At 69.9% G+C, this 21,807-nt stretch carries 33 protein-coding genes; 30 read left to right on the forward strand and 3 right to left on the reverse strand.

The features are described 5' to 3' along the window. Positions 1 to 16: 16 nt before the first annotated feature. The 4 genes from ACIBQ8_RS41965 (at position 17) to ACIBQ8_RS41980 (ending at position 1,784) form a co-directional block, all read left to right on the forward strand. Complete coding sequence (locus tag ACIBQ8_RS41965; protein ID WP_397194848.1) at positions 17 to 913, forward strand: tyrosine-type recombinase/integrase; 897 nt, start codon at positions 17 to 19, stop codon at positions 911 to 913. 16 nt (positions 914 to 929) lie between these two features. Beyond that, complete coding sequence (locus ACIBQ8_RS41970; RefSeq protein ID WP_397194849.1) at positions 930 to 1,196, forward strand: hypothetical protein; 267 nt, start codon at positions 930 to 932, stop codon at positions 1,194 to 1,196. Beyond that, positions 1,193 to 1,414, forward strand: coding sequence for a hypothetical protein (locus ACIBQ8_RS41975; protein WP_397194850.1), 222 nt, complete (start codon positions 1,193 to 1,195; stop codon positions 1,412 to 1,414). The genes ACIBQ8_RS41970 and ACIBQ8_RS41975 overlap by 4 nt, the downstream gene beginning before the upstream one ends. Positions 1,415 to 1,571: 157 nt before the next feature. After that, positions 1,572 to 1,784: a hypothetical protein gene (locus tag ACIBQ8_RS41980; RefSeq protein WP_397194851.1), complete on the forward strand. Its 213-nt coding sequence runs from the start codon at positions 1,572 to 1,574 to the stop codon at positions 1,782 to 1,784. Here the strand turns inward: ACIBQ8_RS41980 and ACIBQ8_RS41985 are convergent. Continuing rightward, positions 1,781 to 2,140 (reverse strand): hypothetical protein, encoded by a 360-nt coding sequence (locus ACIBQ8_RS41985; RefSeq protein WP_397194852.1) that lies wholly within the window; start codon positions 2,138 to 2,140, stop codon positions 1,781 to 1,783. The genes ACIBQ8_RS41980 and ACIBQ8_RS41985 overlap by 4 nt on opposite strands. 31 nt (positions 2,141 to 2,171) lie before the next feature. On the opposite strand from ACIBQ8_RS41985, the gene ACIBQ8_RS41990 reads away from it, so the two are divergent. The 10 genes from ACIBQ8_RS41990 (at position 2,172) to ACIBQ8_RS42035 (ending at position 8,967) form a co-directional block, all read left to right on the forward strand. Further along, on the forward strand, positions 2,172 to 2,675 hold the full coding sequence (locus tag ACIBQ8_RS41990) for a hypothetical protein (protein ID WP_397194853.1): 504 nt from the start codon (positions 2,172 to 2,174) through the stop codon (positions 2,673 to 2,675). A gap of 12 nt (positions 2,676 to 2,687) precedes the next feature. Continuing rightward, the gene (locus tag ACIBQ8_RS41995) at positions 2,688 to 3,740 is read left to right on the forward strand and encodes a LamG-like jellyroll fold domain-containing protein (protein ID WP_397194854.1); all 1,053 of its coding nucleotides are present in this window, start codon (positions 2,688 to 2,690) and stop codon (positions 3,738 to 3,740) included. Between the two features lie 29 nt (positions 3,741 to 3,769). Next, complete coding sequence (locus tag ACIBQ8_RS42000; RefSeq protein ID WP_397194855.1) at positions 3,770 to 4,060, forward strand: hypothetical protein; 291 nt, start codon at positions 3,770 to 3,772, stop codon at positions 4,058 to 4,060. A 15-nt stretch (positions 4,061 to 4,075) separates the two neighbouring features. After that, positions 4,076 to 4,483 carry a hypothetical protein gene (locus ACIBQ8_RS42005; RefSeq protein ID WP_397194856.1) on the forward strand — a complete coding sequence of 136 codons (408 nt, stop codon included), beginning with the start codon at positions 4,076 to 4,078 and terminating at the stop codon, positions 4,481 to 4,483. A gap of 63 nt (positions 4,484 to 4,546) precedes the next feature. Beyond that, positions 4,547 to 5,203, forward strand: a complete 657-nt coding sequence (locus tag ACIBQ8_RS42010) for a hypothetical protein (protein ID WP_397194857.1) — start codon at positions 4,547 to 4,549, stop codon at positions 5,201 to 5,203. Positions 5,204 to 5,210: 7 nt separating this feature from the next. Further along, entirely contained in the window at positions 5,211 to 5,645 is a 435-nt protein-coding gene (locus ACIBQ8_RS42015) for an HNH endonuclease signature motif containing protein (RefSeq protein ID WP_397194858.1), read from the forward strand. A 54-nt stretch (positions 5,646 to 5,699) separates the two neighbouring features. Beyond that, entirely contained in the window at positions 5,700 to 6,284 is a 585-nt protein-coding gene (locus ACIBQ8_RS42020) for a hypothetical protein (protein WP_397194859.1), read from the forward strand. A gap of 9 nt (positions 6,285 to 6,293) precedes the next feature. Further along, entirely contained in the window at positions 6,294 to 6,773 is a 480-nt protein-coding gene (locus ACIBQ8_RS42025; RefSeq protein WP_397194860.1) for a hypothetical protein, read from the forward strand. Positions 6,774 to 6,854: 81 nt separating this feature from the next. Continuing rightward, positions 6,855 to 7,238: a hypothetical protein gene (locus tag ACIBQ8_RS42030; protein WP_397194861.1), complete on the forward strand. Its 384-nt coding sequence runs from the start codon at positions 6,855 to 6,857 to the stop codon at positions 7,236 to 7,238. After that, positions 7,222 to 8,967, forward strand: a complete 1,746-nt coding sequence (locus ACIBQ8_RS42035; RefSeq protein ID WP_397194862.1) for a hypothetical protein — start codon at positions 7,222 to 7,224, stop codon at positions 8,965 to 8,967. The genes ACIBQ8_RS42030 and ACIBQ8_RS42035 overlap by 17 nt, the downstream gene beginning before the upstream one ends. On the opposite strand, the gene ACIBQ8_RS42040 is transcribed toward ACIBQ8_RS42035, so the two are convergent. Then, on the reverse strand, positions 8,964 to 9,716 hold the full coding sequence (locus ACIBQ8_RS42040; RefSeq protein WP_397194863.1) for a hypothetical protein: 753 nt from the start codon (positions 9,714 to 9,716) through the stop codon (positions 8,964 to 8,966). The two genes, ACIBQ8_RS42035 and ACIBQ8_RS42040, sit on opposite strands and share 4 nt — an antisense overlap. A gap of 79 nt (positions 9,717 to 9,795) precedes the next feature. Between ACIBQ8_RS42040 and ACIBQ8_RS42045 the strand changes: the two genes are divergently transcribed. The 16 genes from ACIBQ8_RS42045 to ACIBQ8_RS42120 all read left to right on the forward strand — a co-directional run bounded on the left by ACIBQ8_RS42045 (position 9,796) and on the right by ACIBQ8_RS42120 (position 21,149). Beyond that, positions 9,796 to 10,548 (forward strand): hypothetical protein, encoded by a 753-nt coding sequence (locus ACIBQ8_RS42045; RefSeq protein WP_397194864.1) that lies wholly within the window; start codon positions 9,796 to 9,798, stop codon positions 10,546 to 10,548. Positions 10,549 to 10,559: 11 nt separating this feature from the next. Further along, on the forward strand, positions 10,560 to 10,835 hold the full coding sequence (locus ACIBQ8_RS42050) for a hypothetical protein (protein ID WP_397194865.1): 276 nt from the start codon (positions 10,560 to 10,562) through the stop codon (positions 10,833 to 10,835). Further along, entirely contained in the window at positions 10,832 to 12,370 is a 1,539-nt protein-coding gene (terL, locus tag ACIBQ8_RS42055; protein WP_397194866.1) for a phage terminase large subunit, read from the forward strand. Before ACIBQ8_RS42050 ends, terL begins: the two co-directional genes overlap by 4 nt. A 155-nt stretch (positions 12,371 to 12,525) precedes the next feature. Continuing rightward, a complete protein-coding gene (locus ACIBQ8_RS42060; RefSeq protein ID WP_397194867.1) occupies positions 12,526 to 12,747 on the forward strand; it encodes a hypothetical protein in 222 nt (73 codons plus the stop codon). After that, positions 12,740 to 14,788 (forward strand): hypothetical protein, encoded by a 2,049-nt coding sequence (locus ACIBQ8_RS42065; RefSeq protein WP_397194868.1) that lies wholly within the window; start codon positions 12,740 to 12,742, stop codon positions 14,786 to 14,788. Before ACIBQ8_RS42060 ends, ACIBQ8_RS42065 begins: the two co-directional genes overlap by 8 nt. Before the next feature lies 1 nt (position 14,789). Next, positions 14,790 to 16,307 (forward strand): phage protease, encoded by a 1,518-nt coding sequence (locus tag ACIBQ8_RS42070; RefSeq protein ID WP_397194869.1) that lies wholly within the window; start codon positions 14,790 to 14,792, stop codon positions 16,305 to 16,307. A 2-nt stretch (positions 16,308 to 16,309) separates the two neighbouring features. Next, a complete protein-coding gene (locus ACIBQ8_RS42075) occupies positions 16,310 to 16,690 on the forward strand; it encodes a hypothetical protein (protein ID WP_397194870.1) in 381 nt (126 codons plus the stop codon). A 21-nt stretch (positions 16,691 to 16,711) separates the two neighbouring features. Further along, complete coding sequence (locus tag ACIBQ8_RS42080; protein ID WP_397194871.1) at positions 16,712 to 17,647, forward strand: hypothetical protein; 936 nt, start codon at positions 16,712 to 16,714, stop codon at positions 17,645 to 17,647. 5 nt (positions 17,648 to 17,652) lie between these two features. Then, positions 17,653 to 18,030 carry a hypothetical protein gene (locus tag ACIBQ8_RS42085; RefSeq protein WP_397194872.1) on the forward strand — a complete coding sequence of 126 codons (378 nt, stop codon included), beginning with the start codon at positions 17,653 to 17,655 and terminating at the stop codon, positions 18,028 to 18,030. A 72-nt stretch (positions 18,031 to 18,102) separates the two neighbouring features. Next, a complete protein-coding gene (locus ACIBQ8_RS42090; RefSeq protein ID WP_397194873.1) occupies positions 18,103 to 18,546 on the forward strand; it encodes a hypothetical protein in 444 nt (147 codons plus the stop codon). A gap of 10 nt (positions 18,547 to 18,556) precedes the next feature. Beyond that, positions 18,557 to 19,015 (forward strand): hypothetical protein, encoded by a 459-nt coding sequence (locus ACIBQ8_RS42095; protein ID WP_397194874.1) that lies wholly within the window; start codon positions 18,557 to 18,559, stop codon positions 19,013 to 19,015. A 1-nt stretch (position 19,016) separates the two neighbouring features. Continuing rightward, positions 19,017 to 19,436 (forward strand): hypothetical protein, encoded by a 420-nt coding sequence (locus tag ACIBQ8_RS42100; protein WP_397194875.1) that lies wholly within the window; start codon positions 19,017 to 19,019, stop codon positions 19,434 to 19,436. A gap of 33 nt (positions 19,437 to 19,469) precedes the next feature. Continuing rightward, positions 19,470 to 19,796, forward strand: coding sequence for a hypothetical protein (locus ACIBQ8_RS42105; protein ID WP_397194876.1), 327 nt, complete (start codon positions 19,470 to 19,472; stop codon positions 19,794 to 19,796). Beyond that, positions 19,793 to 20,101: a hypothetical protein gene (locus ACIBQ8_RS42110; RefSeq protein WP_397194877.1), complete on the forward strand. Its 309-nt coding sequence runs from the start codon at positions 19,793 to 19,795 to the stop codon at positions 20,099 to 20,101. The genes ACIBQ8_RS42105 and ACIBQ8_RS42110 overlap by 4 nt, the downstream gene beginning before the upstream one ends. Then, entirely contained in the window at positions 20,101 to 20,655 is a 555-nt protein-coding gene (locus tag ACIBQ8_RS42115; RefSeq protein WP_397194878.1) for a hypothetical protein, read from the forward strand. Before ACIBQ8_RS42110 ends, ACIBQ8_RS42115 begins: the two co-directional genes overlap by 1 nt. Beyond that, positions 20,655 to 21,149 carry a hypothetical protein gene (locus ACIBQ8_RS42120; protein WP_397194879.1) on the forward strand — a complete coding sequence of 165 codons (495 nt, stop codon included), beginning with the start codon at positions 20,655 to 20,657 and terminating at the stop codon, positions 21,147 to 21,149. Before ACIBQ8_RS42115 ends, ACIBQ8_RS42120 begins: the two co-directional genes overlap by 1 nt. Here ACIBQ8_RS42120 and ACIBQ8_RS42125 read toward each other — a convergent pair. Next, a partial coding sequence (locus tag ACIBQ8_RS42125; protein WP_397194880.1) for a hypothetical protein occupies positions 21,140 to 21,807 on the reverse strand: 668 nt, incomplete at its 5' end. The two genes, ACIBQ8_RS42120 and ACIBQ8_RS42125, sit on opposite strands and share 10 nt — an antisense overlap.

A 21,807-nucleotide genomic window follows, 5' to 3' on the forward strand; every position in this document is an offset into this window, starting at 1 on the left:
TAATAAGGGAGAAGCTGTGGGAGCCTCCGTCATCCCGCTCCACCCTCGCCTCGACACCACAGCCGGCCGCGACGCACTCGCCGCTCTCCACCGCCACCTCGACCGGTGCAAGCTGTCCGCCAACACCGTCCGCGCCTACAAGCGGCAGGCCGGCGCCTACGACGCCTGGCTCGCCGGCCACTCAGCGGACCATGGCGATGCGTTCGCGGACGTGGTCGGCGCCGAGGCCGCGGCCACCGCGTGGCGCCGCCACCTCATCGACTCCGGATCGTCCCCGGCGTCGATCAACCAGGCGCTCGCCGCCGTCACCCTCCTCTACGCCCAAGCCGGCATCCGCCTCGGCGTCAAGCGCGTCCGCATCCCGAAACCCGGCGAACCTGACGCGCTCACCCGCGCTGAGCAGAGCCGTGTCGAGCGCGCCGCCGCCCGCCGCAGCCCGCGTGACCGCGCCATCATCTCCACCTCGCTGTTCGCGGGCGCTCGCGTCGAGGAGTCCGCCCGCCTCGACTACGACGACCTCGTGTTGACCGCGCGCACCGGCAGCCTACGACTGCACGGCAAGGGCGACGAGGTGCGCACCGTGCCGCTGCCGCCGGTCGCCCGCGAGCATCTCGCCGGCTGGCTGGCCGACCGCGGCACCGACGACGGGCCGCTGTGGATCGGGCAGCGCGGCCGACTCACCGTCTCGGGCATCACCCAGGTCGTCCTCGCCGTCGGCGAAGACGCCGGCATCACAGGGCTGCGCCCGCACCGGCTCCGGCACACCTATGCGACCAGGCTGCGCGAGGGCGGCGCGGATCTCGCCCAAATCCAGGCGCTGATGGGGCATGCTTCGCTCGAGACGACCGCCAGGTACTTTCGGGCGGGCGCCGCGGAGCGGGCTGCCGTCGTCGACCGCGTCTTCGAACAGTGAGGCAGTGGAGGGTGCGATGACTGAGCGGTCCCAGTTCGGCGGTGCCGAGTGGCAGCGCCAGTTCCAGGAGTCCATGGCCGACGCAGGGCGCAAGATCGGGGAGTCGCTGGCCCACGCCGGCGGCATCCTCGCCGCCCAGGGCGCGATGGCCTGGGCGTACCGGGGTGACCTTGGCCAGACGCGCCAGGCGCTGGCCGGGATGGGCCCGGAGCAGTTGCGTGAACTCTCGGCCGCCGCGTCGATGCTGGCGGCCTTGGCCGACGAGGAGCTGAGCAGCAGATGAGGAACACGATCACTATCGGCGGCCACGAGGTGAAGGTCGATCAGGGCGAGTACGAGGACTTCGACGGCGACGGCAACCCCGTGACTCGTCCGACTGGCCACAGCACTTGGTGGTGCTCGTGCGGCGCGAAGGGCTCAGGCCCGAACGCGGAGACAGCGCAGGAGATCCGCGACCATCTCGGCATCGACGAGAGCGGGGAGGTGCGTGCCCCAGCTTGACCTGTGAGCCCGCGGCCTGTAACACTCGGTGCCAGCAAAACACGTGTGCCCTCACACCACCTCTGGTGTCGAGGGCATCAGCATTTTCAGGGGGTGCACCATCGACCCCGAGCTCGTCACCGCCATCGAAGCCGCTACCCGACTCCGTCGGAAGCCGGTGACGATCCGGCAGTGGGCCCGCCGCTACCACGCCCGCCAGTACGACCCGGCCGAGCACGGCATGCCCGACGAGCGCGCCAAATACTACGACTACGCCGACCTGGCAACGATCGACGGGTGTATGCGCCGCGGCGAGAACATCCCGGCCACGCCCGAAGGTCGTGACCAGGTGCGCGCCGAGCTGCGCACCCGCTGGCAGGACGCCGCCTAGACCTCCCGCCACCGTTCGATCCGCGCCAGATACTCGTCGTCAGCCTGCTTGATCCACCACGAGCCGACCGGCGGCATCTGGCACAGGATGACCTTCTCGTAGTCCGGCAGGCCGAACAGAGACCCGTCCAGGTCGAGCAGGTAGGCGTGCAGTTCGGGGCGAGGCTTGAGCACCCGCCCCTGATCGTCGCGCTGATCGAAAGCGATCTTGGGTGACTTGTAGCGGGCGTGGACACGCGAGACGACCCACTGGTTGATCGGATCGCCCGCCGGGGCGACCCGTCCGCCGGCACCTCGGTCGTGAGGCCAGTTGTGCAGCTCCACCTGCGTCGCATCCATCCGCACATTGTCGTACACGCGTTCGAGGCATAGTGGGGCGGGGTGAGCCATGGCCACCGTACGACTGTGCTTCGCCCCGGAGGAAGCCCAGTTCGCCGCGTCGTCGTTCCCCGCCTTCAAGATCTTTCAGGGGACGAACTTCCCCGTGAGCGCCCTCGCCTACGACGGCACGTCGAGCGAGCGGGCGTACTGGAAATTCGACCCCATCAACTACGGGTCCGGCAGCATCACCTGCGACATCTACTTCTACAACGACAGCAGCACTGCGGGCGCCTGCGTCTGGGAGGCCGCGCTCGCTGCGATCTCTCCCGAGACGGACACGCAAGACGTCGAGACCAAGGCGTTCGCCACCGCCCAGCAGGTGACGAAGAGCCACCCCGGCACGGTCGCCCAACGCCTCCAGCGGGCCACCATCACTATCGCCAATCTGGACAGCGTCACGGCCGGAGACGAGTGCTGGCTCCGCATCAGCCGCCTGCCCGCCGACGCCGGCGACACCAGCACAGCCGACATGATCCTCACATCGGTCCGGCTGTCCTACTCCGACACCTGACCGGAGGCTGGCGTGGCGGTCCGCATCGACGCCGACGGCGAGCAATACACCCGCTCCCTCGGCCTCGGCTCAGTCACAAACTGGACCGTCACCTGCTGGGCCAAGCTCTCGGTGAACAGGTCCACCACCACCGTCGTCTGGCAAATCGACGACGGCGCCGGAGCCGAGTTCCTCCGAATCAACGCCTGGAACGGCTCCGAGCTGACCTTCCAGTCCGGCGCCGCCGGTGCGTGGTTTGGATTCGCAGGCTTCACGCTCGTCGTCGACCAGTGGACGTATATCGCGCTGTCATCCACCGCCAACCCAGGCCAGACCAGATCGCGCATCCGCCCCGCCGGATCCGCCACCTTCTCTGGCGGCAGCCCCACCCAGACCAACACCACGTTCTCGGCCGGGACGCTGCGGCTCGGCGCCAGCCACACCACCAACCAGTGGCTGAACGGCAGCATCTGCGCCGTCAAGGTGTGGGACACGGCGCTCACCGAGCTGGAGCTGGAACAGGAGTCCTGGACCTATCAGCCGCTGCGCACCACCAACCTGCGCGCCTGGTACCCGCTCCTGAGCCCCTCGACCGTCGACTCCAGCGGCAACGGCGAAACCTTGTCCGGCGGATCCGGAACCACGCTCGACGACGGACCGCCCATCGCATGGAAGCAAGGCCGCCGCCGCACCGCCACCCCCACGACAACGGTCGCCGGAACACTCGCCGGGACGCTACCCGCCGCCACCGCAGCCGCCGCCGGCACCTTAACCGTCGCCGGAACACTCGCCGGAACCGCGCCGACCGCGACCGCCGCCCTGGCCGGGAACCTCACCACCAACTACCTCGCCGGTGTCGTCCCCGCCGCGACCGCCTCCATGGCCGCGGCCGTCAAGGTGACAGCCGCATCAGCCGCGACCCTGCCTGCGGCGACAGGCGCCCTGGCTGGCGACGTCGATATCCCGCTCAACGACATCACCGTCACCCCCGGCACACCGGCCCGCCGCTGGACAGCGGGCAGTCCGGCGCGCGGCTGGGATGCCGGACGCGCGAAACGCGGCTGGACCGCGACACCGCCCACCTGACCGTGCGACGCAGGCGGAGGTGACACCGCGTGCTGCGGATCCCCGCACTGTCGAAGGAGTACGTACCGGTCCCCATCAGCGGGCCGGCCGACCTCTCCTCCCTGCCCGTGCAGATGGCGGTCGTCCCGCAGGGCGCCGACCCGTCGTCGTCGTGGCAGACAGCCGACTGGAGCGACGACGGCACCGCCGCTCTCATCCTGGTCGGCCCTGGGTCGACGATCGGTGCCCTCACCAAGGGGCTAACCTACGACATCTGGGTGAAGATCACGTCCACGCCTGAGATTCCCGTGCTCGGCCCCTTCGACCTGCACATCACATAGAAGGGCGGGCAGACGATGGCATTCCGCCTCCCCACCGGCGTGCGCAACGCCGCTTGTGACGCGATCGTGGACGCCCTCGACGCCGGCGCTGGCGCCGCGACCATCGAGGTCCGGTCGGGTACCCAGCCCGCCACCGCGGACGCTGCGGCAACCGGCACGGTCCTGGCGACGTTCACTCTTGCTGACCCGGCGTTCGGGCCGGCGTCCGGCGGGGGCGCCAACCTGCTGTCCACGCCACGCTCGACCACGGGCAGCGCGGCGGGCACGGCCGGCTGGTTCAGGGCCAAGGACTCGAACGGGAACACCTGCTTCGACGGCAGCGTGGGGACGTCCGGCGCCGACATGAATCTCAACACGTTGACGATCAGCGTCGGCGTGGCGGTGGACCTGACCAGCGGCACCGTCACCATGCCCGGCGGCTGACACGCCGCCCGCCTCTCTCCAACCCCGATATTCCTCGCTGAGATCGTCCGGAGGTACCTTGTCATGCCGTTCAACGACCTCGGCAAGAACTCGTCCCTGAAGTCGGGCACGGGCGGCGGCGTCGCCGGGATCATCACCCATGTCGGGGTGCACTCCATCGCCGACCCTGGCACGTCCGCGAACGCGAACGCGGGCGAAGCGACCGGCGGCAGCCCCGCCTACGCCCGGCAGGCCGTCACCTGGGGAACCCCATCAGCCGGGCAGGTCGCCAACACCGGTGCGTTGACGTTCGATGTTCCATCTGGCACGTACGGGTTTCTGACGTTCTGGAACAACTCGACAGGCAACACCAACAACTACCTCGGCTACGCGCCCATCAACGGCACGACCAAGGGGTTTTTCAGCGTGGACACCACGCTGACGAACGACGCGCTGTTCTCCGTCGGGCACGGGCTCGCCGATGGCGACCGAGTCCAGTTGTTCAACGTGTTCGCCGAGTCGCTGCCGACCGGGCTGACTGAGGGCACCGTCTACTACGCGGTCGGTTCCACCACCAACAGCTTCAAGGTCAGCCTCACCCAGGGCGGTGCCGCGGTCGACATCACCGCCATCGCGGGCGGGGAGGGCTATTTTCAAAAAGTCATTCCCGAAACCTTCGGCTCGCAGGGGCAAATCACTGTCGCTGTTGGCGCACTCGTGCTGGACGCAACGGGCATATAATTAGAAAATGCTTCCCTCTGACCGATTCTGGGCCAAGGTGGATAAAGCTGGACAGTGCTGGAACTGGACAGCCGCAACAACACATGATGGCTACGGCAGGTTCAAGGTTGCGGGAGCCACGGTCTGTGCTCACAGGTGGGCATATGAGCAGATAGTCGGAGATATAGCGGAAGGTCTGCAACTAGACAATCTCTGCCGGAACCGTCGGTGCGTGAACCCGGAGCATCTAGAGCCTGTCACCTGTCGCGAGAACTTACTGCGAGGGAACACCCTTCAGGCCGACAACGCCACTAAAACGCATTGTAAACACGGGCACGAATTCACGCCAGAAAACATCATCGCTCGCGGCGAGAGAGGGCGAGAGTGTCGTGAATGCAATCGGCAACGCTCCCGCGAGTATCAGCGGGGGCGGGCGAAGGTGTCTAGAAACACCACGGCGTGACGCAGTGTCTAGCTGTGCATTGGCCCTCGACGCCACCGGCATCTGAGTTCTCTGATGGCGCGGCAGAACCTGTGCCCGAACCCCGCGGCCGACAACAACGTCACTGGCTGGACTGGCGGCGAAACACCGGTCCGCGCGGACGTGACCGGCCTTGGCTTCCCCCGGACGTGGGCGGCCAGATACAGCACGTCAACGTTCATGTTCGGTCCGACCGGGGCCGCGACAGCGGGGCTCGCCTACACCGTCAGCGTCTACGTCCGCCCGGACAATTTCACGGTGGGCGGCACGCTGGCAATCCAATGGCTGGACGCAGGCTCCAACGAGGTCAGCGAAACCACCACCGCGTTCCCGCCCGCGCCAGCCGGAGCCGCCACACGAGTAAGCATCACCGGGACCGCACCAACCAACACGGTCGCGCTTCGGCTGCTGGCGTTCAGCGAAAACTACGCCGCCAATCCATGCTCGTTCTCCGCGGTCCTGTATGAGCAGGCGGGGTCGCTGGCCAGCTACTTCGACGGCAACACGGCCGGGGCGAGCTGGGACGGCGCCGCGGGCAACAGCACCTCGACGCTGCTCGACGCGACTGTAGCGGTCCCCCTGCAACGCCGCCCCCGCATCGGGGCGCTGCTCCAGCTCTAGGAGGTCACCATGGCCGCTCAGCGCGGCGTCTACACCGTGACGTTCCAGGCGCAGACGGTCGCCGCAGCGTCCGGCGACTACGACCTGTTCGAGCTGGACGCCGCCGCCGGGAAACCGATCGAGATCGTCGCGTTGAAGCTGGGCAACAAGTCGGAGGTCGGCGACGCCCAAGAAGAGATGCTCGAGTACTCGATCGTCCGCGGGAACACCACCACCGGCAACGGCACGGCGACGACTCCACGGCCGATGGACCCAGCCGACGGAGCGGCCAGCTTCACGGCCAAGACCCTCGGCTCGACCCCGGCCAGCGCAGGCACGCCGCTCACGCTGGTGGCGGACACGTTCAACCTGCGGGCCGGTCTGCCCGAGGTGTATCCGGAGCTGATGAGGCCGAAGACGGCGGAGGCGGACCTGCTGTGCGTCCGGCTGGTGACGGCGGTCGCCGACGACATCACCCTGTCCGGCACGGTCTGGGTGCGAGAGCTGTGATGGCCGATGCCGCTGTTCGGGCCTGGCCCACTCCCGCCACGCCGGTCACGCCGCCTCATCGTCTGGAGTTCGGGAGGTGTCGTGGCTGACAGCGCGGTCCCGATCACCCCCGGCAGCGGCGCCAACATCGACACCTACCAGCTCGCCGCCGGCGACCACCAGCAGATCGTCCGCGAAGCACGGGCGACCGCGGTCACCACCAACTCGTGGACGGTGTCCACCACGGCGAGCAGCAGCCAGATCGCGGCGGACGCGAGCCGGGTCGCGGTCGTCATGGTGTCCCTCGCCAACGCTCGGGTGTGGCTGCGCTTCGACTCGACCGCGCCCACCTCCACCAGCCATCACTGGTATCTGGACCCGGGCGACCGGTACGAGGTGCCGCCGGAGATGGCCACGCTGGCGGTCAGCATGCTCGGCCAGGCTGCGGGCGGCACCATCCTGTCGACGCTTGCGACGGCGGGCTGACATGGGCGTCTACCCGCGGGTGCAGTACACGAATCCGGACATGTGGAACACGTTCGGCCACTCCTACCTGCAGTTCACCGGCGGCGCCGTGGACCAGACCGGCAGACTGGATGCGATCTTCCGGGCGATGCTGGACATCGAGTACACCAACTGGCGCAACAGGGCCGTGTCCGGTGCCCAGCTCGGGCTGCAGGGCCGCAAACTCGGCGGGTTCGGACGGGTGTTCCAGGAGAACGGCAAGAACACCGGCCGGACGGGACCGTACACCGCCGATGGTGGCGCGCTGCTGCTCTGCTACGGCATCAACGACCTCGGCAACAACGGCACCGGGCCCAGCACCTTCAATGCGGTGCGGACGAACTTCATCCACACGATGCGGGCATGCATCTCTCTGTGGCGGGCCGCGAGGGTGTGGGACGACACCTCCGCCACCGGCATCGCCTACGGGGCCGGATTCACCCAGGTCAACGGCACCGCCGACTGGTCATTCGGCAACAGCACCCGCAGCGCGACCGCTCTGACGAACGCCAACCTGACAATCACCCTGCCGTCCGACTACGCAGGCGAAGTCGTCGCGATCTGCTTCGACGGGCAGTCCACGAACGGCGGAACTGTCACGTTCGGCGGGACCGCGGGCGTGACCGGCACCTTCTCTGTGTCGAACATCAACAACGTCCTGTTCAACCACTCCAAGTGCGTCAAGCGGATCACGAACCTGACCGCGGCGAACGCCGGCCAGACCATCACCGTCACCGTCACCTCGCTCGACTCCGGCGGCACCGTCAGCTTCGACTGCTGGTGGCTGGAGGCCAAGGCCGCCCCGCCGATCATCGTGTGCAACGTCGCCCGACTCACACCTACCGGGTACGGCATCTACAGCAACTGGACCGGCACCGAAGCCTCGAAGGACGCCGAGGTCCTGGCCCTCAACGACGACATCAACGCCCTGGCCGCCGAATTCGACTCCATGGTCCAGGTCGCCGACCTCGACTCCGCGATGGGCAAGAATCCGGCCTACTTCTGGGATGGGCTCCACCCCAACGAGCTCGGCGCCGCGCGCTGTGCCGACGCGTGCATGACCGCGCTGCGCCGCATGACGCCGACCACCGACATGGGCATCGCCGTCAACTTCAACGTCCCCAGCCCCAGGCAGGGCAGCATCGTCCGGCCGCGCATCTCCGGCCAGTACTACACCGCCGAATACCGGGCCTCGGGCACGAACTACACCCCGGTCGCCGGCGATGTCTGGGCGCTTCCCTTCAGCATCAGCCAGGGGCGTGAGCGGTACATCCGGATGTGCATGCGCCTGGCCGCGGGCGGCACCGTGGCGGGGACGCTTCGGTGGGGCATTTACGACGACGTCGGCTGGACCGGCTACCCGCAATGCCTGGTCACGGAACTGACGACCGCGGGAGCGCTGAACCTCGGCACCGCCACCGGGCAGGTCCAGTCCCCGGCCATCCCGTCCGCAGGCAGCATGAACATCACCCTGGACCCGGGCTTGTACTGGCTGTGCCTCAAGGTCATCACCATCGGTACCAGCCAGACCTATGAGACGTTGGCGGGGCCGATGCCGTTCTTCATGCCGAACCTCACCACCGCGGGCGCCCGGCAGACACCCGCCGGCTGGAAGTTGACCGGGCAGGGCACGACCGCGCTCGCAGACGTGTTCCCGTCGGGGGCCGCGCTGTCGGACAACGCCCCACTCATCGGCATGCAGCTCTTCTAGCAGGGGGAGGCGGGCGTGCCGATCCTGCTGCTGCCCCGCTCCAGCGGGACGACCGCCACCGCGATAGCAGGACGGTCCGCTGCAGCGCTGGCCGCCCGCGCAACGTCCGCCAAGACGAGCCGAAGCACAGGCGTCGCGCCCGTGGCCGCCGCCGGACTGGCAACGGCCAGGAAGGTTGCCGCGGTCTCCTGCCGCGCCACCACCGGGCTGGCCGCGAGCAGTACGGCGAGCAAGGCTGGCAGAACGGCCGCCGTCAGCGGCGTCGCCGCCGTCTCGAGCGTCGCCGCCCGCAAGACCGCGAGCAGCATCTCCGCCGCGGCGATGGCCGACACCTCCTCCACCGCGACGCGGAAGACGGCGGACAGCAGCACACGCTCGGCGCTTGCTACAGCGGCGACCTGCACAGTCTCCAAGAGGGCGACGACGGCGGCCCGCGCCGAGAGCACCCTGGCGGCGACTGCGGTAGCCGGCCGGATCGCGATGGCTGCGGCGAACTCGCAGCTGGCCCAGGCGGGCACGTCGACCATCAGGAAGACGACCGCGATCGTCGCCGCGAGCCGAACCGCGCTGGTCGGCAGCGGAACGGCTGCCGCTCGCAAGCCTGCGACTGCCACCACGGCAGCCGCCATCGCCAGTGGTGCAGGATCTGGTAAGGCGGCCCCATCGGCAAGCACGGCAGGGTTCGCCCTGGGCGGCCGTGCCGCAGCCTCCAAGACCTCGACACCGGCAGCCCGCAGCTTTTTCTCCATCACGGTGGCCGTGGGCGTACGTCACCTTGCCGTTGCGACAGGCCGGTCGCAGGTCGGCTCAACGGCCCGCGCTCAGCTCGTGAAGCTGGCTGCTGTTCAGGGGCGTGCGCCGCTCGCCTTGCGGGCGTCGGGGGTGGCCGGCGGTGTCGCCACCATCGCGGTCACCGCCACCACGAGCCTCGCCACCGCCGGCCGGGCCGCCGCCGGGAAGACGACGCGTGCCGCCGCCACTGGCAGTACGGCGCTCGCAGGGGCCGCCGCGGCAGGCAAGAGGACCGGGATATCCGGGCGGTCGCTGCTGGCGCTGTCGGCCCGCCGCTCGCAGACGATCGTCCGGACGGTCGGCGCCGCCTGCCAGAACCTTCTCGCCACGTCGGGGACCGCGGCCAAGACGGCGCGCACCGCAGGATTCACCCCCGTCGGCGTGACCGGGGCAGCGACAGCCCGCCGAACGGCAGCCGCGCACACGACCATGGCGATCCTCGCTGCAGCCCGAGCGGCTACGGCACGCCGCGCCCTCGCCTCAAGCACGTCCCTCCTGGCCGCGGCCACGACCGGGACCGCGTCCCGCACCGCCTTCGTGGCCGGCAGCCAGCACCTGGCGTTGGCCGCGGCTTCCTCACCCGGCCGGGCCGCCGCCGCAACAGGCACCACAACTCTGCTTCTGTCCGCGCATGTGGCGCCGGCCAGCGAGATCGGGCCCGTCGTGATCCCGCCCGTCGGGACGCCGCGCCTGGCCTACCCGTCCGGGGCTGTCCGGCTGCAACGACGCGCCCCCGGGCCGCCCGCTCTGGAGTGGGCGGTCGGTCCGCCACGAACGGGAGGGCAGTGATTGTGCCGTACATGCCTGCCTCGTCGAAGGAGGACGTGTTCGTCCGCTGGTACGGCGACGCTGTGGGGCAGCCCGTGCAGATCGCGATCGTCCCGGTCGCCGATGGGGAGCCCAGCGATTCTGCCTACCAGGCGGCGTCGTGGCTGGGAGATGAGGCGACGGTGCTGGTCGGCGCGGGCACGGCCTTCGATCTGCCGCCGGGCGAGTATGTGATCTGGTCGCGGGTGACGATCGGGTCTCGCCGCCCGGTTCGCCGGTCGGGGATTCTGACGGTGGGGTCGGCGTGACCACGCTGTCGCCCTGGGCGTACGCTGCCCAACTCTTCCAGCCTCGCCCGCGCCGATGGGCGACCCCGGGCGACCTGGCGAAGGAACTCGACCCGACTACCGTTCAGACGCCGGCGCTCGACGTCATCGACCGCGAACTCGTCGCCCTCGCCGACGGCGACATCGACCGGCTCATGGTCTTCATGAGTCCTCAAGAGGGCAAGTCAGTGCGGGTCTCGCACCGTTTCGTCGAGTGGCTCCTGGTCGAGAACCCTGACCTGCGCGTCGCCATCGTCTCCTACGCGGACGAGATGGCCCGCCGATGGGGCAGCGATATCAAGCTCGACGCCCAGACGTTCAACGGCGACGACGACACCGTCGACCTCGGCATCCGGCTCCGCGCCGACAGCCGAGCAGCCGGACGGTGGCAGATCGAAGGGCGCAAAGGCGGCGTGTACTGCGTCGGCGTCGCTGGCGCCCTGACCGGTAAGCCGGTTGATGTCCTCGTGATCGACGACCCGTTGAAGGACCTGGAGCAGGCTCAGTCCGCCGCCTACAGGGAGCGGGCGTGGCGGTTCTGGCAGGCCGTCGCCGTCCCCAGGTTGGGGCCAGGCTCGAAGGTGGTGCTGGTACAGACGCGCTGGCATCAGCAGGACCTTGGCGGCCGACTGCTGGAGCAGGACCCTGGCCGGTGGCGGGTGGTCAGCATCCCGGCCGTCGCCGAATCCGACGATGACCCGCTCGGCCGCCGGCCTGGCCAGCCGATGCAGTCGGCTCGCGGCCACCGCGACTGGGCGAAGATCCGGTCCGACGTCGGTGAGTACGTGTGGGCCGCGCTCTACCAGCAGCGGCCCGCCCCGGCTGACGGCGGCCTGTTCAAGCGGACCGGGCTCCGGCACTGGACGAAGGGCGCAGCTGAGCGACTGCTGCTCGGCGAGCGGCTCCTGGACCTGCGTGACTGCTGGAAGTTCCTCACCGTCGACCTCGCCGCCAGCACCCGGACATCGGCCGACTACACGGTGGCCGCGGTGTGGGCGATCGGCCTGGACGGCGACCTCATCATGCTCGATGGCATCCGTGAACGACTCGACCCGGCCGGGCATTGGCCGGCGGTGCGTGCGCTCCGGGAGCGCTGGTCGGCGGACGTGGTCTTTGTCGAGTCGCGCATGTTCGGCACCACGCTCGTCTACGAGGCGGGCCGCGCCGGGGTGCCGGTGCAGGAGCTGCACGCTGACATGGACAAGGTCACTCGGGCGTTGCCTGCCACGGCGCGGGCCGGGGCCGGGCAGCTCTGGTTCCCGCCGGAGGACCGGTTTCCGGAGTGGCCGGACTGGCAGGACGAACTGCTCGCCTTCCCGAACGCGGCGCACGACGACGTCGTGGATGTCGTGGCGTACGCCGCGCGGGTGGCCGGGGCGCACTGGCTGCCGTCGGAGACCGCAGCCGAGGTGGACGCTCGCCGGTCGGCGGCTGTGGCGGAGGACGTGATCGGGCAGGCGTACGCGGCGGCTACCGGCTCTGGCGGGGGCCTCGACTTGATGTCGCTGGACTACTGATCGCGCTGGCTGTCTCGTTCGCGCCCTTCCGGCTGCTGGCCGGATGCGCCTTTCAAGCCGGATGGCTACCGGTGCTGGGCGGGGCACTCGCCAGCCCGCAGCGGCGAGACGGCCAGACCTCACTCGATCAGCTCTACAGCCCGGAGGTGATCGCCATGACCAGGCCCGCCGCCGTCCCCGTCCTCCTGCAGGTCGGCAACATCACCGCCACGATCGGCGCCGTAGAGCTGCCGCTCGTCGCTGGCCCGATCACGCACGCCTCCCCAGGACTCCAGTTCGCGAACTTCACCGTCGATCACACCGAGTTCCGGCGCAGCCTCGCGGACCTGCTGCGCAACGTCGCCGACGAACTCGACAAGGGGGCCGTCGATGGCTAGCGCCCCCACCCGTGACCTCGGCTACCTCGACGCCTCCTTCGGGCTCTGGTTGGGCGAATGGCTCGAAACCATCCCCGACCTCATCTGGCCCCAGTCAGTGCAGACGTACGCGCGGATGCGGCACGACCCGCAACTCACCGCCGTCCTGTCCGCGTACACGCTGCCGATCCGCCGCGCCACCTGGGCCGTAGACCCCGCCGGCTGCCGCGACGAAGTCGTCCAGCTCGTAGCCGACGACCTCGGCCTCCCGATCCTCGGCGACGACGCCGAGCCCGGCCCAGCGCGACGGCGCGGCGTCCGCTGGGCCGACCACCTCCGCCTCGCCCTCCAGAGCTTGGTGTATGGGTTCATGCCGTTCGAACGCAGATACGCGATCGTCAACGGCCAGGCCCGGCTCGTCAACCTTGGTGAGCGGCTGCCGCACACCATCGGCGAGATCAAGCTCAAGCGGGACGGCAGCATCGAATCCGTCCAGCAAGACCTCGTCCCCGCCGGGCAGCCGATCCCGGCCAACCGGCTCGTCTGGTATGTGCGGGAGCGGGAGGGCGCCAACTGGGCCGGCCGGTCCATGCTGCGCGCCTCGTACGGACCATGGCTGCTCAAGCACGAGGTGTGGAGAGTCCACGCCACCAGCATCCGCCGGTTCGGCATGGGCGTCCCCAACGTCGAAGCGCCCGCCGGTGCGACACCCGGCCAGGTCCTCGAAGCGCAGCGCCTCGCCTCCGCGATCCGCGCAGGCGACCAGTCCGGTGTCGGCCTCCCGCAAGGGTTCAAGCTGAACCTCACCGGCATGACCGGCAGCGTGCCGGACGCGATGGCGTTCATCGAATACCTCGACCAGCAGATGAGCAGGAGCGCCCTGGCAGGGCTGCTCGACCTCGGCCAGACCCGCAACGGGTCGCGGGCGCTCGGCGACACCATGCTCGAAATGTTCGTCCTCAGCCTTCAAGCGGTCGCGGACGAGATCGCCGACACCGCCACCTCCGGCCAGCCCGGCATGGACGGCATCGTCACCCAGCTCGTCGACTACAACTGGGGCGAAGGCGAGCCCGCGCCGCGCATCGTCGTCGGCGACGTCGGCTCCCGGCAAGAGGTCACCGCCGAGGCGCTGGACACGCTGATGCGGTCCGGCGCCATCTCCCCGGACCCGCAGTTGGAGGCGTTCGTCCGCCGCGAGTGGAAGCTGCCCGAGCGCAACGCCGCCCCTACTCCGCCGCCCGCGCCGGTGACGGCTCGAGCTCGCCGCCGACTCCCGCACAAGCGCACCGTCGCCGCGGCCGTGTCGGAGGGCGACCGACGCCCCCTGACCGACCTCGAAAGGCAGGCAGGGTTCGACCCCGACGCGCTCCAGGCGTCCTGGCAGCAGGCGCTCGACGACCTGCTCGCCGCCTGGCAGGCCATCTCCGAAGGGTGGCGGCTCGACCTGGCCGGACAGATCGCGGCCATCGTCAACGGCGGCGGGCTGCAGGCGCTCGCCGACATGACGCTCGACGCCGCCGACGCGGCTGAACTGCTGCTCGTCGCCATGGTGGAGGTGGCGGAGGCGGCTGCCGCGCTGATGGTGGCCGAGGCCGCAACCCAAGGGGTCGCCCTGGTGCAGCCGCAAGTGGATGAGAGCCGGCTGGGTCAGATCGCTGACACGATCGCCGCGCTGCTCGCCTCCTGGCTGTCCGGCGCCGCGGCCCGCGAAACGCTCCGCCGCGCAACCCCGGACGCCAGCGGCGACCAGGTGGCTGCCGATGTCACCACCTACCTGGAGGGCTTGTCGGACGCGTTCCTGCGCGAGCAGTTCGGCGCCGCCCTCTCCACTGCGCAGTCTGAGGGCCGGTTCGCGGTGCTCGACGACGCACCCAACGCCCAGTACGCCAGCAGCGAGATCTTGGACAACGCGACCTGCAAGCCATGCAAGGAGCTGGACGGCACCGTCTTCGACGACCTCGCCGCCGCGAAGGCCGCCTACGCGAACGGCGGCTACATCGACTGCGAAGGCCGTCTGCGGTGCCGCGGCATCATCATCGCCCTCTGGCCGGAAGGAGCGTGACGTGGCTGATCTCGTCGTGCCGTCCGCTCCGGCGTTGGCGACGCTGCCGAACGTCGAGTTGATGCACACCGGCACCTGGAACATCTCGACCGGCGTCGTCACGTTCACTCGCGACGACCTCGCCAATGCCGTCGCAGCCCTCGACTGCCCAGCCGTCCGCCGCCCCGTGTTGAAGCTGGGGCATCAGGAGCCGGATCCGGTGCAGGGGATGCGGTGGGACGGCGAACCGGCGGTCGGCTACATCGCCAACATGGCGGTCGCCGAAGGTGGCCGCACCCTGGTCGGCGACTACGCGGGCATGCCCGGCTGGCTCGGCGACGTCATCGCCTCCGCCTACCCCGACCGGTCCATCGAGGGCCAGTTCGATCACGTCTGCCAGATGGGCCACACCCACCCGTTCGTGATCACCGCCGTCGCCCTCTTGGGGGTGGTTGCTCCCGGCATCGGCACCCTGCAATCGCTGCAGGACGTCGCAGCCCTGTACGGGGTGGCCGCTGCCCGCCCGTCTGGCGACATGGTCGCCGTCACCATCCACGCCGCCGCCCTCCGGGAGGACACCGTGCCCAACCCCCGCGCCCCGCAGGTCGCCGCCGGGGTCACCACCGAAGACGTCCGCAGAGCCTTCTACGGCTCCGACTATGGGCGGAGCTGGGACATTTGGATCGAGTGCATCGAACTCGACCCGATGCAAATCATCACGATCGACGACTCCACCGGCGGCCGATCCCGCGTCCCCATCACGATCGGCGACGGCGACGGAGAGGCCGCGGTGTCGTTCGGCGACCCCGTCCCCGTGGTGATCCGCTACGAGGACGCGCCGACGGTCGCCGCGTCCGCCGATGCTCCGCGGGTGATCCGGTACGGGTCGCGCGCCGAGTCCCGCCCTGATCCCGCGCCCGCCGCATCCGAGCCGGCCACCGAGCCTGTCGCCGTCGAGCCTGTCGCGCCGTCGGCGCCCACGAATGTTCCCCCGGTCGAGCCGGCCGCGGGGCCCACCCCACCAACCGAAGGAGCGACTATGGCTCTGGACGAGGGCCTGCGTGAGCGGCTCGACCTTCCGGTCGACGCTGACGACGAGGCCATCCTCGCCGCTGTCGAAGACCTGCTCGACAAGGCCACCGCGCCGCCCGAGCCCACCCCCGAACCGCAGCCTCAGCCGGAGCCGGTCGCTGCCGCTGCGGCGCTGCCGCCCGGCACCGTCGCCATCGACGAAGCCACACTCGCAGACCTGCGCGAGAAGGCCGAGCAGGGCGTCGCAGCCCGCGCCCGCCAGCTGACCGAGGACCGCGACCACGCCATCGCAGCAGCCATCAACGAAGGCAAGACGCTGCCCGCCCGCCGCGAGCACTGGGAGAAGGCGTGGGCCGCCGACCCCGACGGCACCCGCCAGATGCTCGCCTCCCTCGCGCCCGGCCTCGTGCCGCTCGAAGACGTCGGCGAGCCGGGCGGCGAGCCCACCAACGACGACGAGGACGCCTTCTACGACCGCGCCTTCTCGAAGCCCGGAAAGGCGGTCTGATCATGGCCGACTACCTGCCCGTCTACCTCAACGGCGTCGAGCCCTTCACCATGACGGCGTCCGCGCCGATCACCGGCGGCCAGGTGCTGTACGCGTCCGGCGTCGGCACCGTCGCCCCCACCGCCGGCGCCAACGGTGCCGCGATCGGCGTCGCCCAGAACGACGCCTCCTCCGGCGGACTCGTCACCGTGTGGCCGATCAGCGGCGTGATGCACGAGACCACCAGCCCGGCCGGTGTGACCGCGGGCGCCGCGCTCACCTCCTCGACTGCGGGCGGCGTCGACTCCGGCACCCTCGCCACGATCGCCGCCGCAGGCACCCACATCGGCACCGCGCTGACCACGGCTGGGGCGGGCGCGAAGACCCGCTGGATCGGCCGCTAACCCCCGAAAGGAACTGGCATCATGCCTGTGAACCCGCCCCAGGCTCCGTCCCTTTCGGGCGACCTGGTCACCATCCACCGGCTACTGCAGTCGCCGACGCAGCTGCAGCGGCGACTGCGCACGCTCGCCGACATGCGGTTCGTCGCCGACAAGATCCTCACCCAGCGGTTCCGCAGCTCGGGCGGCGCCGTCCTCTACGAGGTGTCCGAGCCGATCACCACCTCCCGCCCGGTCGAAGCCGTCTCCCCCGGCAGCACCTACCCGTACGCTCCCGCGCTCGACGGCGCCGCAGCGCTCGCAGCGGTGCAGAACTGGGGGCAGGCGACCCGCCTCACCGACGCTGCGATCAAGCGGCGGGTGCGCGGCGGCGACGAACTCGACCGCGTGCTGCGCAAGGTGATGAACACCGTCATCCAGAAGATCGACGCCCTCGCCATCGCCGCCGTCGCCTCCGCCGTCAGCGCGACCGTGGACGCCGACAACTTCGGCGGCGCCTGGAACGGCACCACCCCCAACGTCCTGCGCACCATCGAAGCCGCGAAGGCAGCGATCCGCGACCTGGACATGGGGTACGAACCGGACACGATCCTGCTCTCCTCCGAGATGTACGCGATCCTCGCCTCGGACGACAAGGTCAACAACCTGCGCAGGCGGGAGACGACCGACAACCCGATCTACGGCGGCGACATCGAAATGATCGCCGACCTGGTCGTCGTCACCGCCCCCGCCGCCCGCCTCCCCACCAACGACGTCTGGGTCCTGGACAGCACCCAGCTCGGCGGCATGGCCGACGAAACCGACGCCGACCCCGGCTACGTGGTGGCCGAGATGGGCGTCCAGGTCCAGACCGAACGGGTCGCCAAGGCCGACGCGTGGGACGTGTGGGCCCGCCGGTTGACCGTCCCGGTCGTGCAGGAGCCCGGCGCTGCCGTGCGCATCGTGGACGCGAAGGACTGATCACCATGGCGAAGACCTATCGAGTGGTCGGCGCGTGCGTCACCAACCTGCCCGTCAGCACCGCACAGGGCACCCAGCTCGCCACGTTCTACACCGGCAGCATCCTCCCAGAAGCGGTCCCGGCGGACCGCGTCAAGCACCTGCTGTCCGTCGGCCTCATTGAGGAGGTGCCCGGCGAGGCGAAGCCGACCGGCGCCACCCCGACCGAGCCCACCGCGACGGGCAGCAGCCAGCAGACCCAGCCGCCGGACACGGTGAACGGCCGCTCCTCCAAGGGCGACCTCGTCGAATACGGCGTCGCCCGCGGCGCCAACCGCGACGAGCTGGACAACATGACCCGCGAGCAGCTGCTGGAGCGGTACGTCCGCACCCAGCAGTCATAGGCGTGGCCTGGCCGGCGGTTCCCCCGTGGCCGTCGGCCAGGCCGCCACAACTGCACAGGGAGGAGATCGGTGATGGCTGAATCGTGGGCGCCCACGCTGGAGCAAGTCGCCGACCACATCCCCACCCGCACCCGCAGCGCGGCGACACCCGGCTCCGACACCCTGCTCGGCACGTTCAGCGCCTCGACAACACCGACCGACGAGCAAGCCACCCGGCACATCCGGTACGCCTGCTCCGAAGTGCTCGCCGCGATCGGCAGCCTCCCGCCCACGCCCACCCACCTGGCCGAACTCGCGGCCGAGGCCGCGGCGCTCAGAGCCGCCGCCGACATCGAGCTCGCCTACCCGCGCAGGCAGGCGGATGTGTCCGTGTACGAGCAGCTCAACGCGCGCGCGGTCGCCGCGCTGCAGCGCCTGATCGACGCCGTCAACGATGCCGGCTCGGGCCCTGAAGGGTCGTTGCTGCCGCAGTGGTCGATGCCGCTGCCCGGCTGGCCTGGCGACTACCCCCTGTAGGAGGCGCATCGTGGCAGGCAAGGGCGGGCGCGGATTCCGTATCGACTTCAACGAGGCCGAACTCGACCGGCTGCTACGTGGCCCTGAGGGGCCTGTCGGCAGGCGGATGGCGCGTTATGGCGAGGTCGTCGCCCAAGGCGCGAAACGCCGCGCACCCGTCTCCCCGCGCGGCTCCGGCGGTCGCCCGTCCGGCTACCTCCGCTCAAAGATCGGCTGGGAGCTTCACCGCGACGTCATCGGCCTGTACGTCGACATCGCCTCACCAGCCGAAACGCCGCAGGGCGAGCCGTACGGACTGTTCGTCGAGGTAGGCACACGCCCTCACATGATCCGGCCAAAAAACCCGCGCGGCTGGCTCCGCTGGACCGGCGCAGACGGGCGCGTCCACTTCGCCAAGAAGGTCAAACACCCCGGCACGAGAGCACAGCCGCACCTTCGGCCCGCGCTCGAAGACCTGCGCGGAGCCTGACATGCCCGGCTACATCCCCGCGATCACCGTCGTCCGCGACTGGCTCAACAGCCTCGACACGCTCGTCGGCCCCGGCCGGCCGCTCGCGCAAGGAGTCTTCCGGGAAGGCATCCGCTCCGCGGCGGACGGCGCCTACGCGGTCATCTCCCGCATCGGACGGGCCGGCGACCTCGTCTCCGAGGACCTGCTCGACAGCCCCCGCATCAGCGCCAGCATCTACGCGGGCACCGACACCGCGGCCGAGCTCGCGGCGGTCGCCTACGCCAACACCCTCGCCGCCCTCACCGGCGCCGCGACGGCGATGGGCGACCACCAGTGCCTGATCGCCGACGACATCGTCGGCCCGCTGCTCGTCGACAACCACGACAGCGAACGCGAGGAGTGGCAATACCTCGTCGATGCGTCGCTCTACCTGCAGTAACGCCCCCGCCTGACCTATCTGGAGGTTCCTTTCATGGCGGCTCTCACCCTCCAGACGCTGGTGCCTGGCGGCTCAGCGTCAACACTCGTCGCCGCGTCCGGCGGCGGCGACACATGCGCCGCCGGAGACGGCGTCTTCCTCGAAGTCAACAACGGCAACGCCGCAGCGAGGACCGTCACATTGGCGACGCCAGGCACCGTGGACGGGCTCGCCATCGCAGACCGCGCCATCACCATCCCCGCTGGTGAACGCTGGAAGATCCCTGTCGGCCGCCTGTATGCGGCGGCGGACGGACAGTGCGCCATCACCTACACGCCGGACGCCGCGAGCGTCACCATCGGCTGCTTCAAGGCCGCATGATGGCCGCCCCCAACCGCCGCCCCGCCGCCGAGCAGCAGGCCGCGCAGAAGCCGACAGCCCCCCCGCCGTACTACATCGCCGTCGAGCCGCTGTTCATCGACGGCAACCAGTTCGCCCGCGCCCACAACCCCGGCGACATGGTGCCTGCCGACCACGTGGACCGGTTCGGCTGGCACGCCAACGTCCGGCCACCGGACGGCTACGAAACCGCAGACCAGCCCGCCGACGGCAAGGACGCCGGCAACCCAAGCGAGCCTGAGACCCCCGAAGGCCAGGCCACCACCACCGGAAAGGGTGAAGCCTGATGGCTCGTGGAAACCCCGGCAACCTGGCGCTCGGACCGGGCAGCCTGTACATCGCCGCGCTCGGCACGCCGGAGCCGACCGACCTGACCACACCGTGGACGACCGTATCCGCAAACTGGTTCGCGCTCGGCTACACCGACGAAGGGTCGACGTTCAACTACTCGGTGGACTCCGAGAACGTGGAGGTCGCCGAAGAGCTCGACCCGGTCGCCGTCGCCCTCACCTCCCGCGAGCTGTCGCTGGCGTTCGCGCTGGCGGAGATGACCGCCAAGAACCTGCAGCGCGCCCTCAACGGCGGCACCATCACGAGCGGCGCCGGGATCGTCACCTTCGAACCGCCCGACCTGGGCGAAGAAGTGCGGGTGATGCTCGGCTGGGAGTCGGAGGATCACACCGAGAGGTGGATCTACCGCAAGTGTCTGCAGGTCGGCAACATGGAGGTCGCCCGCGCGAAGGGCGCCGCCAAGGCCACCATCTCGTGCGAGTTCAAGCTGGAGCGGCCCAGCGCCGCCAAGAGCTTCAAGGCGATCATGACGACGGCTCGGGCGGCGTGATGGCGAAGCGCTCCTACACCTCCAAGCAGAAGGCCAGCAGCGGCGACAACGCAGTCCCCGCAGTGTCGTTCGAGCTCGACGCCGTCGAATTCGTCGGCGACGGCGCCATCTCCACCATGGACTTCGCCGAATACGCCCGCCTCGCAGCCCAGGGCGTCGACTCGCAGAACCCCGCCGGGATGGCGATCATCGCCGACGTGTTCCTCGGCCTGCTCGGCGAACAAACGTATCAGCGGTTCCGCGCCCACACCCGCAGCCACCGCACCGACGACGACACCCTGGTTGCGATCCTGCGCGACATCATCCAGGACGCCACCGAAGCAGCAACAGCACGCCCTACACAGAGGCCCTCGGACTCGCCCAATGGGCCGCAGACCGCCCAGGGTACTGCGAGGGTCGTTTCGCTCTCGCGGGCCACAGTCACCGAGGTCGAACAGGTTCCACAGCAGGAGACGGAGACGGTGTCGACGCCGGCTGTCGTCTCCTACGGCTGACCGACCTGCCGCTGAGCGACTACCTCGACGTCCTGCACGCCCTGTGGATCGAGTGGCGGCAGCAGTTCCTGCAGACCGCAGCCCTGCTGGCGTTCGCGGGCGCCAAGGGTGTCGAGGCCGACCCGCACGTCGAGTTCGACGACCTGTACGGGCCGCCGAGAGCGACACCCCGCACACGGCAGGACCGTGAGGAACGGATGCGGATCATCGCCGCGCTCGCCCGCGAAAAGCCCTGAAAGTCCCGGCTGGGGGTGTCCATGGGCGGCACCCCCCTCGCCGAAGCCTTTGTGCGGGTCAGAGCCGACACCGAACATGTTCGCGACGACGTCCGCGACGAGTTCGGGCGGGCCGGCGGCGAAGCAGGCGACGAGTTCGGCAAGAACTTCTCCCGCGACGCGTCCGGCAGGCTGCGTGACTCGCGCGGCCGGTTCGCCGTCGAAGGCCGTGGACTCGGCGACGCCGCCGGCGACGGCTTCAACGACGGGTTCGGCCCGAAGCTCAACGACTCGTCCGGCCGGTTGCGCACCCAACGCCCCCGGTTCGAGGCCGAAGGTCGCCGCCTCGGGGAAGCGGCCGGGGACGGCGCCAACGACGGGTTCGGCGACAAGCTGCGCGGCATCGGAGACGTCGCAGGCCGAGTCTTCGACCTGATCACGCC

It is taken from the genome of Nonomuraea sp. NPDC049646, assembly GCF_044465525.1.
Classification (GTDB): Bacteria; Actinomycetota; Actinomycetes; order Streptosporangiales; family Streptosporangiaceae; genus Nonomuraea.

Excerpts from the sequence above, each read along its gene's own strand:
- ACIBQ8_RS41970 (WP_397194849.1), top strand. The coding sequence starts at position 930 with ATGACTGAGCGGTCCCAGTTCGGCGGTGCCGAGTGGCAGCGCCAGTTC.
- ACIBQ8_RS41975 (WP_397194850.1), top strand. The coding sequence starts at position 1,193 with ATGAGGAACACGATCACTATCGGCGGCCACGAGGTGAAGGTCGATCAG.
- ACIBQ8_RS41990 (WP_397194853.1), top strand. The coding sequence starts at position 2,172 with ATGGCCACCGTACGACTGTGCTTCGCCCCGGAGGAAGCCCAGTTCGCC.
- ACIBQ8_RS42005 (WP_397194856.1), top strand. The coding sequence starts at position 4,076 with ATGGCATTCCGCCTCCCCACCGGCGTGCGCAACGCCGCTTGTGACGCG.
- ACIBQ8_RS42010 (WP_397194857.1), top strand. The coding sequence starts at position 4,547 with ATGCCGTTCAACGACCTCGGCAAGAACTCGTCCCTGAAGTCGGGCACG.
- ACIBQ8_RS42015 (WP_397194858.1), top strand. The coding sequence starts at position 5,211 with ATGCTTCCCTCTGACCGATTCTGGGCCAAGGTGGATAAAGCTGGACAG.
- ACIBQ8_RS42020 (WP_397194859.1), top strand. The coding sequence starts at position 5,700 with ATGGCGCGGCAGAACCTGTGCCCGAACCCCGCGGCCGACAACAACGTC.
- ACIBQ8_RS42025 (WP_397194860.1), top strand. The coding sequence starts at position 6,294 with ATGGCCGCTCAGCGCGGCGTCTACACCGTGACGTTCCAGGCGCAGACG.
- ACIBQ8_RS42040 (WP_397194863.1), bottom strand. The coding sequence starts at position 9,716 with ATGGAGAAAAAGCTGCGGGCTGCCGGTGTCGAGGTCTTGGAGGCTGCG.
- ACIBQ8_RS42050 (WP_397194865.1), top strand. The coding sequence starts at position 10,560 with ATGCCTGCCTCGTCGAAGGAGGACGTGTTCGTCCGCTGGTACGGCGAC.
- ACIBQ8_RS42060 (WP_397194867.1), top strand. The coding sequence starts at position 12,526 with ATGACCAGGCCCGCCGCCGTCCCCGTCCTCCTGCAGGTCGGCAACATC.
- ACIBQ8_RS42065 (WP_397194868.1), top strand. The coding sequence starts at position 12,740 with ATGGCTAGCGCCCCCACCCGTGACCTCGGCTACCTCGACGCCTCCTTC.
- ACIBQ8_RS42075 (WP_397194870.1), top strand. The coding sequence starts at position 16,310 with ATGGCCGACTACCTGCCCGTCTACCTCAACGGCGTCGAGCCCTTCACC.
- ACIBQ8_RS42080 (WP_397194871.1), top strand. The coding sequence starts at position 16,712 with ATGCCTGTGAACCCGCCCCAGGCTCCGTCCCTTTCGGGCGACCTGGTC.
- ACIBQ8_RS42085 (WP_397194872.1), top strand. The coding sequence starts at position 17,653 with ATGGCGAAGACCTATCGAGTGGTCGGCGCGTGCGTCACCAACCTGCCC.
- ACIBQ8_RS42090 (WP_397194873.1), top strand. The coding sequence starts at position 18,103 with ATGGCTGAATCGTGGGCGCCCACGCTGGAGCAAGTCGCCGACCACATC.
- ACIBQ8_RS42100 (WP_397194875.1), top strand. The coding sequence starts at position 19,017 with ATGCCCGGCTACATCCCCGCGATCACCGTCGTCCGCGACTGGCTCAAC.
- ACIBQ8_RS42105 (WP_397194876.1), top strand. The coding sequence starts at position 19,470 with ATGGCGGCTCTCACCCTCCAGACGCTGGTGCCTGGCGGCTCAGCGTCA.
- ACIBQ8_RS42110 (WP_397194877.1), top strand. The coding sequence starts at position 19,793 with ATGATGGCCGCCCCCAACCGCCGCCCCGCCGCCGAGCAGCAGGCCGCG.
- ACIBQ8_RS42115 (WP_397194878.1), top strand. The coding sequence starts at position 20,101 with ATGGCTCGTGGAAACCCCGGCAACCTGGCGCTCGGACCGGGCAGCCTG.
- ACIBQ8_RS42120 (WP_397194879.1), top strand. The coding sequence starts at position 20,655 with ATGGCGAAGCGCTCCTACACCTCCAAGCAGAAGGCCAGCAGCGGCGAC.